This window comes from Streptomyces sp. NPDC059080 (assembly GCF_042739975.1).
GTDB lineage: Bacteria > Actinomycetota > Actinomycetes > Streptomycetales > Streptomycetaceae > Streptomyces > Streptomyces benahoarensis.
In genome coordinates this window covers 282,603-292,759 of sequence record NZ_JBHYGX010000002.1, presented here as the reverse complement: position 1 = coordinate 292,759, position 10,157 = coordinate 282,603, and the positions used below count along the sequence as shown (strand labels likewise).

The window sequence follows — 10,157 nt, the reverse complement described above, 5'->3', positions numbered from 1 at the left end:
TCACCCCCCCCCGCGCGGGGCGCGGCGCGCCCCCCGCGACCATCCCCCTCCCCCACCCGGGGCGGCCGGTGGCCACCGGCCGCTGGTCCGGTGAACCCCTGGTCTCCTCATGTCTCGCCACCGGGCGCGCGGAACAGCTCGCGCCGTACGTGGCGCCCGCCGCGCAGCTCTACGTCTCCGCTCCGGCCCGCACCGCGACCACCTTCTTCGCGCTGTCCCCGGCCAACAAGGCGCGGATCGCCGGGGGCGCGGCGCTGGTGCTGCTGGTGACCGTCGTGGCCACCGTCCTGGCGGGCATCCGGCTGGTGCGTCCGCTGCGCGCGCTGACCGCTGCGGTGCAGCGGCTGACGGACGGCGACGAGTCCGCCCAGGTGCGGGTGGTCGGCGGCGACGAGATCGGCCGGCTGTCGGTCGCCTTCAACACGATGGCCGGACGGCGCGCGGAACTGGAGCGGCTCCGCAAGGCGATGGTCAGCGACGTGGCGCACGAGCTGCGCACGCCGCTGAGCAACATCCGGGGCTGGCTGGAGGCGGCGGAGGACGGCGTCGTCGACAACGACGGGGAGCTGCTGGCCTCCGTGCTGGAGGAGGCCCTGCTGCTCCAGCACATCATCGACGACCTGCGTGATCTGTCGGCGGCCGACGCGGGCGAGCTGCGGTTGTCGAAGGTGCCGGTGCCGGTCGCGGACGTGCTGGCACAGACCGCGCACGCGCACCGTGCCGACGCGGAGGCGAGCGGGGTGCGGCTCACCGTCACCGCCGACGAGGCGGCGCTCGTGGACGCGGACCCGGTCCGGCTGCGGCAGATGACCGGCAATCTGCTCTCCAACGCGATCCGGCACACACCACGCGGCGGCACGGTGACCCTGCGTGCACAGGTGAGGGAGGACTCCGTACGGATCGACGTGGCGGACACGGGAGCGGGCATCGCGCCGGACGAACTCCCGCACGTCTTCGAGCGTTTCTGGCGTGCCGAGAAGTCCCGCAGCAGGCAGACCGGCGGCAGCGGCCTGGGCCTGTCGATCGTGCGCAAACTCGCGGAGGCCCACGGCGGCGCCGTCACGGCACACAGCACGCCGGGCGCGGGCTCCGTCTTCCGGCTCACCCTCCCGCTGCTGCCGGAGGCGGGCGCCGACCGCTGACGGCGACGGGCCCGGCGGCGGCCCGGACGGACCACGGTGCCGTCCGGACCGCCGCCGCAGCGGGCGGCCCGTCACCGCGGTCGGTGCCCGTCAGCCGCGATCGGAGTGGGCGGTGGCGGAGTAGCCGTCGTGCCAGGCGGCTTTGGCGCCGGAGTCGCCGATTCGGTAGACCTGTACGCCCGCGCCGACTCCGATGACGACGGACAGCACCGCGGCGGTGAGGCGCAGGGGGAGGGCCACCGCGCTCGTGGATCCCACCGAGTCGGCGGCGTGGCGGGTGGCGCGGCGGTAGGACCACCACACCGCCGTCGACACCAGGAAGAGCGCGAGGGCCCAGGGGAGCAGTTCGTCACCGAGTGCGGTGTGCGCGCGGACCAGGGGGTCGCGGTCCACGTGTCGCTCCAGCCACTCGCCGGCCTGCGTCGTCAGCGGCACGCTGATCAGGGACACCAGCGCGAGGACCGGCAGCGCGAGTCCGAACCGGCGCATGACCGAGGGGAGGACGGCACAGAGGATCAGCGCGAGGGCGGTGAGGGGTACCAGGACCACGACGACATGCACGAGCAGGATGTGTGCGGGGATGCCGTTGATCAGGTCGAGTCCCACGGGGGCTCCTTCGGGGTGGGTGTTCGAGGCCGGGCAGGAGACGCGCAGGGCCGCTGCGGCGCCCTTGTTGGCGAAGCCGCGGTCGCGCCGGTCAGCATGAGGCGGGGCCCGGCCGAGCGGTGCGGGCGCCGGTGGCGCACCCCACGACTCGCGTGCGGACCCCCCGGCTCGCATCCGGGGTGGTGGTGAACGTGGTGGCCATGGGGCTCCTCTCGGCGGGCGCGCTCCGGCGACGGGTGGCTCAGCCTCACAGCCCCACCTCTGTGAACCTTCTGAAACGGAGCTGCGGGCCGTTCTCAGCGCCGATTCAGAGGAAACTCAGAGGCATGCCTCGCCCCGCCGTGGCCTGCGCCGGGGCATGCTGAAGGAACCATGGACGAGCCGCGTACCCCATCGCCCCTGCACCGCCCTGACGGAGAACCCGTACGGATCCTCGTCGTCGACGACGAGCCCGACGTCACCGACGTCCTGGCCGGAGTGATGACCGGCGAGGGCTGGCAGGTCCGCACCGCCGCGGACGGCGCGACGGCGCTCGCCACCGCCCGTGACTTCCGCCCCGACGCGGTGGTCCTGGACCGGATGCTGCCCGACCTGAACGGGCTGGAGGTCCTGCGGGCCCTGCGACGCGAGGAACCGCGCGTGTGCGTGCTCTTCCTGACCGCCCGCGACGCGGTCGAGGACCGCATCGCCGGCATCACCGCAGGCGGTGACGATTACGTCACCAAGCCCTACAGCCTGGAAGAAGTCCTCGCCCGGCTCCGCGGACTCCTCCGACGGGCCGGTATGACCGCCGATCCGGGAACGAACCGGCTCACCGTCGGGGACCTCACCATGGACGAGGAGGCCAGAGAGGTCAGACGCGGTGAGGCCCGCATCGATCTGTCCCGCACCGAGTTCGAACTTCTGCGCTTCCTCATGCGCAATCCGCGCCGGGTGCTGTCCAAGGCCCAGATCCTCGACCGTGTCTGGGCCTACGACTTCGGCGGCCGCTCCCACATCGTCGAGCTCTACATCAGCTATCTCCGCAAGAAGATCGACGCCGGACGCACCCCGATGATCCACACGGTGCGTGGGGTCGGCTACGTCCTCAAGCCGGAAGCACCGTGAGACGCCTGCTGCCCCGCACCCTGCGCGGCCAGCTCACGGCCGGGCTCGTCACGCTGCTCGCCCTCGCCTGCCTCGTCGTCGGCATCGTCACCGCCCTCGCGCTGCGCGACTTCCTCATGGGGCGCCTGGACGAACAGCTCATCGCCTCCCGCGGCCGGTTCGCCGCCAGCCTGGAACACGAGGCCGCGCCCGACGCCGACAACCGCCCCGACACCCGGGGCCAGGCCGATGCCACCTTCGGCGCCCGCCTCCTGAACGGCACCCTCACCCAGGCGGCCGTCGTCCACGACGCCACCGACCACGCCCTCCCCCTCACCCCCGGGGACCGCCGCGCCCTGGCGGAAGTCCACGCCGACGGACGCGGACACAGCATCCGCCTCTCCGCCCTGGGGTCCTACCGCGTCACCGCCGTCCGAGGCGACGACCAGGACATCCTGATCACCGGCCTGCCCCTGCACCCGGTGGAAGAGACCGTGGAACGCCTCGAAGCAGTCGAAGCCATCCTGTTCGGCGTCGCCATCGTGGCCACCGGCATCGCCGGGGCCCAGTGGGTACGGATCTCCCTGCGGCCCCTCCGGAACGTCACCACCCGCGCTGCGGAAGTGGCCGGACTGCCACTCGCCAGCGGTGAGATCGCCATGCCCGGACCGCTGCCCGACACCGACCCCCGCACCGAGGTCGGCCAGGTCAGCACGGCCCTCAACCACATGCTCGGCCACGTCGAGGACGCCCTCACCCGCCGCCAGGCCGGCGAGGAACGCCTGCGGCACTTCGCCGCCGACGCCAGCCACGAACTGCGCACCCCCGTCGCCAACATCCGCGGCCACGCCGAACTCGCCCTACGCCACCGCGGCCCCGTCCCCGCCGACGTCCGCCACGCCCTGGAGCGCATCGACGGCGAGTCGCAGCGCATGACCCGCCTCGTCGACGACCTGCTGCTCCTCGCCCGCCTGGACGCCGGGCGCCCCCTCGAACACGAGCCGGTCGACCTGACCCTGCTGATCCTGAACGCGACGGACGACGCCCGCGCCGCAGGGCCCGGCCACCACTGGTTCCTCGACCTTCCCGAGGAACCCGTCACCGTGACCGGCGACGCCCACCGCCTCCAGCAGGCCATCGGCAACCTCCTCGCCAACGCCCGCACCCACACCCCGCCCGGCACCGACGTGACCATCGCCCTCATCACCGAGCCGAACGGCGTCGCCGTGCAGGTGAGCGACACCGGTCCCGGCATTCCCGAAGAGGTCCGGCCCGAGGTCTTCGGCCGCTTCGTCCGCGCCGACCACGCCCGCTCCCGCACCACCGGCAGCACCGGTCTGGGCCTCGCCATCGTCCACGCCGTCGCCACCGCCCACGGCGGAACCGCCACCGTCACCAGCGGCCCCGGACACACCACCTTCCGCCTCACACTCCCGAACTGACACCGTCCGGTCTGCCGGCGCACCGATGGATCAAGACCGCGAACAACCACCGTGTGCGGGGACAGCTGACAGGGCTACGTGTGACGCTTCCTCGCAGGCAAGGGCGCCATGACGAACCTCTCCCTCACCCCCGCCGCCCCGCCAACAGCTCGCCGAGCCACGGCGCCTGGCGGCGGTCGGGCGCGTCATCCTAGGGAGGCCAAGGAAGGACCTTTTCAAGACAGGGTCAAGCAACGCTCACGCCACCTTCAAGGTTTGCTGAAGCCTTCCGGATGCGGCGATTCATGGTGCTGGGCGGGCGCGGTGGGGCGTGGCCGACGGGGTGCGGCCCGGGTACGGCTGTTCGCTTACCCTGGCGGTGTCGGATGGCCCTGGTCAGGGTCGTATCGGGAAGCCCGGGTGTGGTGGTGTGCCGCGTCGGGGCCGGTAGCCGGTGCCGCCCCGGCGGGACGCGGCCGGCGGTGAGGGCGGAGCGTCGTGGAGAAGGTCGTGCTCATGGCCGCCGGGCTGTACGTCATCGTTCTGCTGCGGGCCGGAGGGACCTTTGCCGTCGGGTGGCTGGCCGGTGCCGGGGTGCGGCGCGGTCGGCTCGCGGAGCGCATGTCCTCGGCCACGTTCGTGCGGGCGGAGCGGGCGATCCAGCGGTGGGGCGCGCCGGTGGTGGCGGTCTCCTTCCTGACCGTCGGATTCCAGACGGCCGCCAACTTTCTCGCGGGGAGCATGCGTATGCCCCTGCCGCGTTATCTGCCCGCGCTGTTCGTGGGCGGGGCGTGCTGGGCGCTGGTCTACGCGACGGTCGGGATCGGTGCGCTGGAGCTGCTGGCGCGGCTGTTCGCCGAGCGGACGGCGCTCGGGGTGGCCGTGGTCGCCGCCCTGCTCGTCGTGGTGTGTGGCGTGGCGGTGTACCGGCGCAGGAACGCCGGGTCGGCCGGGTCCAGGGCGAGGACGGCGCCGAAGGCGAGGGCGCGGTCGCGGGGGGGGGGCGGCGGGGGCCGCCCGGGGGGTGGGGGTGGTGGGGGGGGGGGTGCCGGGGGGCTGCAGGGGGGGGGGGGCCGGGGGGGCCGGCGCGGCCGACGAAGCCTGAGGGGTTGCGGTAGGGCGCGGACGCCGCGCTGCATCGCCGGGCCGCAGGCCCCAGGAACGGCGTGGGCGCCGCACCGCCGGGCCGCAGGCCCCGGGAATCCAAGGCCCCCGGCCTGTCCCGACCTACGGCACCAAAATCAACACCTACGGCACCAAAATCAACCGAATCGGATCGCCGACCTTCTGCTCCAAGCGGCGAACCGCCTCCGCCGCATCAGCCAGCGGAAGGTGATCGGTGATCGACGGCCCCAGATCGAGGCGCCCCATGGCGGTCAGCCGGATCAGTTGGTCGACGTGTTCGGGCGAGGAACCGTAGTGGCCGCGGATCTGGTTGCAGTTCCAGCTGAAGCGGGTGCCGTCGGTGACGGTGAGCGGGTGCGGGGTGAGGCCGGCGAGGACCATGATGCCGCCGCGACGCAGGACCACTGCCGCCTGGTCGCGGATCGCCGGGACCCCGGCGAAGTCGAAGGCGGCGTCCAGGCCGCGGCCACCGGTGGCGCGCCGTACGGCCGCGGCGAAGTCGGGGTCGGCCGGGTCCAGGGCGAGGTCGGCGCCGAAGGCGAGGGCGCGGTCGCGGGCGCCGGGCAGCGGGTCGACGGCGATGACCGGGGCGGCTCCGGCGAGCCGGGCGAGGCGGATGCCGTGGACGCCCAGGCCGCCCGCGCCCCAGACGCCCACGGCCTGCGCGGGGCGGACCGCGCCGGTGTCCACGAGGGCGGCGTACGGGGTGGAGACGGCGTCGGGGATGATCGCCGCCTGGTCGAAGGGGAGGTGGTCGGGGATCGGGGCGAGGGTGTCCTCGCGGGCGAGGGTGTACCGGGCCCAGCCGCCGTCGTAGTCGACGCCGCGGGTGTGCGGGCTCAGGCACGGGGCGCGGCGCATGGCGCAGTTCGTGCACCGGCCGCAGCTCTGGCCCGCCTGGAGCGCCACCCGCATCCCCGGGGCCCAGTCGCCGAGGAGGCCGGGGCCCAGGGTGTGGATCACCCCGGCGACCTCGTGGCCGAGGGTGACCGTCCCGACGGGGACGAACGGCTTCAGGCTGCCGTCGATGAGGTGCACGTCGGAGAGGCACACCCCGGCGGCCTTGACCTCGATCAGTACCTCTCCCGGACCGGGTTCGGGGACGGGGACCTCTTCGACGCGGAACGTGGTGCTGGGGAGGTGCAGACGTCCGGCGAGCATGGTGTTCACGGCGGGAACCTCCGGGTTTCTGTGGTGGGAGGAACGGCTCAGGCGGCCGCGTAGACGTCTTCGACGTACCGGCCGTCGGCGACCAGTGTGTCGAGCCAGGCGGCGGCTTCGGCGGCGTCCGCGCCGGGGGTGTGGGTGAGGTAGAGGGCGCGGAAGGCGTCGCGTACGCCCGGGGCCATGCGGGCGCCGTCGCCGCAGACGTAGACCGCGGCTCCGGCGTCGAGCAGCTTCCATACGTCGTCGGCTTCGGCGGCGATCCGGTGCTGGACGAAGCGCCGGCCGTCGACCGGTGCGGCGCTGAAGGCCGGGCGCATCCGGACCGCACCGGCCAGTTCGGCGGCGCGCAGTTCCCGGGAGTGCAGGTAGTCGGCGTCGGGGGCGTCGCAGCCGAAGTAGCAGAGCGCCGGGGCGAGTGCGGTGCCGTCCGCGGCGAGGGCGAGCCGGTCGGCGACGGCGCCACGGAAGGGGGCCAGGCCGGTACCGGCCGCGATCATGATCAGCGGGGTGTCCGCGTCGTGCCGGATCCGGAAGACCTCCCGGCACGGCTGGATCCGGGCGTACACGGTGTCGCCGGGGCGCACGGTGTGCAGATACCCCGAGCCGGTGCCGCGGTAGGTGCCCCGGCCCGAGCGGGCGGGCGCCTGGAGCAGCGAGACCATCAGGTCGACGTGGTGCGGGTCGCCGGTGGGCGAGGACGAGACGGAGTAGTGGCGCGGCCGGATCGGCTCCAGCAGTTCCAGCAGCACCGGCCAGGTCAGCTCCGCCGCCAGCGCCGGGCTGTCCTCGATGACGTCCAGCAGCCCGCGGTGGTCGGCGGCGCGCGCCTCGGCGTCCTCCGCCAGCGCCTCCAGGGCCTTCCGCTCGGGCGGGCAGGGGTTGAGCCCGGCGAGGACGGTCAGCTGCCCGGCGGTCGGGCGGTCCTGCAACTCGACGTGGCGGGTGAGGAGTTGGCGTACGGTGACCGGCCGGTCGATCGCGAGGCCGTCGCGGCGCGGGCGGTGGGCGGTGATCCGCAGCACGGCGTCCGGGTTCACCCGCAGGACCCGGACGGCCCGCTCGACCAGCTCCGGGTCGTTGGCCGGGAGCACCGTCAGATGGTCCGCGGTGCGGTACGTCTGCCCGTCGGGCAGCGCGAGGCGGACGTGGCGCTTGGCGCGCGGGTGGTCGGGGTGGGTGAGGCTGCCGGTCTCGGTGACCGTCATCGGGACCATGCCGTGCCGGGCGGCCAGCGCGTCCAGCGGACCGCCGGTGACCTCGGTGACGGTGTAGGCGGGGCCCTCCGGCGCGGCGGCGGGGGAGGCGCCGGCGGTGGCCGGATCGCCGTACGCGCCGAGCAGGGCGGTGCGCAGGGCGCCGGTGAACGCGGTGACCGCGCCGTTCAGGTCGCCCGAGGCGTCCGCCTCCGCGCGCTCCAGCAGCCGGGTGCCGCCGAGAGCGGCCAGCCGGTCGTCGATGAGGGTGGGGACGCGCTGGTAGGTGGCGGACCAGTTGCGGTCGCCGACGCCGAGGACGGCGTAGGTGACACCGTCGGCGGCGTCGGGCCCGGCGGTCTCCAGCCAGCGGACGAACTCCGCGGCGTCGTCCGTGGGGCGGCCGTTGTACGAGGCGGCGACGATGACGACGGGCCGGTCGGTGGGCAGGGCGCCGGTGTGGGCGTCGAGCGGGGCGATCGCCGTGGCACAGCCGGTGTCGGTGGCGGCGTCGGCCAGCCGGGCGGCGAAGTCGCGGCAGGTCCCGTAGTTGGAGCCGTGCAGCAGCAGCACTCCGGTGTCCTGCCGTACCCGGGTGGGCAGGGTGCCGCCGTCGGCCGGGGCGTCCTTCTCGCGCACGGCGCCGGTGGGCAGCGTGGCGCGGTGCGCGGCGCGGTCGGCCGGGGTGCGCGGGGCGAGGCCGAGGGTGAAGCCCTCCGGCTTGATGGTGAGCGCCTGCTTGAGGTCCATCGTGTAGTCGGCGTGGTCGAGCAGCCGGTAACGGTGGACCAGCATGGCGAGCAGCATGGTGGCCTCGTGCAGCGCGAACTGCCGCCCGATGCAGGCGCGTTCGCCGGTGCCGAACGGTTTGAAGGCGTGCGGGGAGCGGGCCGCCTCCGCCTCGGGGGAGAAGCGCGAGGGGTCGAACAGCTCGGGGTTGTCGCCCCAGACCGGGTCCCGGTGCAGCATCGGCGTCAGCACCGTCGCCCACTGCCCGGCCCGCAGCGGTACGCCGCCCACCTCGGTGTCGGTGAGCGCCTGCCGGGCGAAGCTGGGGGCGGGCGGGTACATCCGCAGCGTCTCGTTGAGGACCTGGCGGGTGTGGTGCAGGCGGCCGATGTCCTCGAACGTCGGCTCCGGGTCGGGCACGTCGCCCCACAGCTCGTCCACCTCGCGCTGCACCAGCCGCAGCGCGGACGGGTGCTTGAGCAGGTTGTACAGCGCGAAGGACAGGGTGCCCGAGGTGGTTTCGTGCCCGGCGATGAGGAAGGTGATGACCTGGTCGCGGATGTTGGCCAGGTCGAGGCTGGTGCCGTCCGAGGGGTGGGTGACGCCGAGCATCAGCCCCAGCAGATCCTTGCCGTCGGGTGCCGGTGCGCCCGGGGCGGTGCGCGCCGCGATGACCTCGTCCACCACCGACGCCAGATAGGCCGCGTCGGCGCGGAACGCCGCGTCGGTGCGGGTGTGGTCGAGCTCCGGGTCGCGGCTGAGCTTCGTCATCGCCCAGTGCAGACAGCGCACCAGCGCCTCGACGAAGGGGTGCGGCTCGTCCCGGTCGAAGGACCCGAAGTCGAAGCCGAATCCGGTGAGTCCGATGGTGTCCAGCGTCATCCGGGTCATGTCGTCGGGTACGTCGACGGGGGCGCCGTCCGCGCACCGGCGGTCCCAGGCGCCGATCAGCCGGCGGGCGACCCGCAGCATGACCGGGTGGTAGGTCCGCATCGAGCCGAGCGCGAAGGCGGGCATCAGGATGTCGTGCGCCTTGGTCCAGTTGGGCTCGTCGTTGTACGCGGTGAACAGTCCGTCATGGGTGAACTCCCGGACGTTCTCCAGCGCCGGTCCGATCGCCTTGCCGAAGCGCCGCTCGTCGGACAGCTCGGTGACCAGGTCCAGGCTGCTGACGAACAGGGTGTCCCGGCCGTGCTGCCGCTGGACGAAGGCCGGACCGTGCTGCCGGGCCAGGGCCATGGTCCGCAGCAGAGGGGTGCGGGCCGGGGTGTGGGAGATGTCGACGACGGGGATGCCGCCGAGGTCGTCGGGGTGCGGTGGGAGCACAGTCGCGGACATTGAGGCGAACCGCCTTCCGTGAAGCAGGGAGACCGGAACGACCCGCGGGGATCGGTTCCAGCGGTCGTCTCCAGCCTCGCCGTTGGGCGGGGCGCGGCCCGCCAGTGCCCTGCACGATCGTGTAGTGCCCCGGTGTGCACGGGGGTTGCGGAAGTGCCCGGGATGTGGCACGCGGCGGAGTGGGCGGGCGTCCGGGACGGTGGAACGGGGCGGTGGGATCCCGGTGGAGGCGAGGTGCGAGAAAGGTCACCTTTGGGGGGCTCGTGACAGGTCGGTACCGTTTCGCCAGGGCGTCAATGACAGGATAGAAGCGGAAGAGAAGGGAATCCGCGCTATTTGTGCTTCCCTTC

The 10,157-nt window shown here is 73.6% G+C and carries 6 protein-coding genes and 1 pseudogene; 4 read left to right on the top strand and 3 right to left on the bottom strand.

Going from position 1 to position 10,157, the window contains the following annotated elements; all coding sequences use genetic code 11:
- A partial coding sequence (locus ACFWWQ_RS02385; RefSeq protein ID WP_384588760.1) for a sensor histidine kinase occupies nt 1-1,142 on the top strand: 1,142 nt, incomplete at its 5' end.
- 90 nt (nt 1,143-1,232) lie between these two features.
- On the opposite strand, the gene ACFWWQ_RS02380 is transcribed toward ACFWWQ_RS02385, so the two are convergent.
- Complete coding sequence (locus tag ACFWWQ_RS02380) at nt 1,233-1,748, bottom strand: DUF2231 domain-containing protein (protein WP_384588757.1); 516 nt, start codon at nt 1,746-1,748, stop codon at nt 1,233-1,235.
- A gap of 372 nt (nt 1,749-2,120) precedes the next feature.
- Here ACFWWQ_RS02380 and ACFWWQ_RS02375 point away from each other — a divergent pair, with 372 nt between their 5' ends.
- From ACFWWQ_RS02375 to ACFWWQ_RS02365, 3 genes and pseudogenes are all read left to right on the top strand, one after another.
- Nucleotides 2,121-2,855 (top strand): response regulator transcription factor, encoded by a 735-nt coding sequence (locus ACFWWQ_RS02375; protein WP_384588754.1) that lies wholly within the window; start codon nt 2,121-2,123, stop codon nt 2,853-2,855.
- Nucleotides 2,852-4,276: a sensor histidine kinase gene (locus tag ACFWWQ_RS02370; protein WP_384588751.1), complete on the top strand. Its 1,425-nt coding sequence runs from the start codon at nt 2,852-2,854 to the stop codon at nt 4,274-4,276. The genes ACFWWQ_RS02375 and ACFWWQ_RS02370 overlap by 4 nt, the downstream gene beginning before the upstream one ends.
- Nucleotides 4,277-4,771: 495 nt before the next feature.
- Nucleotides 4,772-5,215, top strand: a pseudogene (locus ACFWWQ_RS02365) (DedA family protein); the annotation flags it as partial.
- Nucleotides 5,216-5,503: 288 nt separating this feature from the next.
- Here ACFWWQ_RS02365 and ACFWWQ_RS02360 read toward each other — a convergent pair.
- Nucleotides 5,504-6,550 (bottom strand): zinc-binding dehydrogenase, encoded by a 1,047-nt coding sequence (locus ACFWWQ_RS02360; protein WP_384588748.1) that lies wholly within the window; start codon nt 6,548-6,550, stop codon nt 5,504-5,506.
- Between the two features lie 38 nt (nt 6,551-6,588).
- Nucleotides 6,589-9,807 (bottom strand): bifunctional cytochrome P450/NADPH--P450 reductase, encoded by a 3,219-nt coding sequence (locus ACFWWQ_RS02355; RefSeq protein WP_384588745.1) that lies wholly within the window; start codon nt 9,805-9,807, stop codon nt 6,589-6,591.
- Nucleotides 9,808-10,157: the final 350 nt, after the last annotated feature.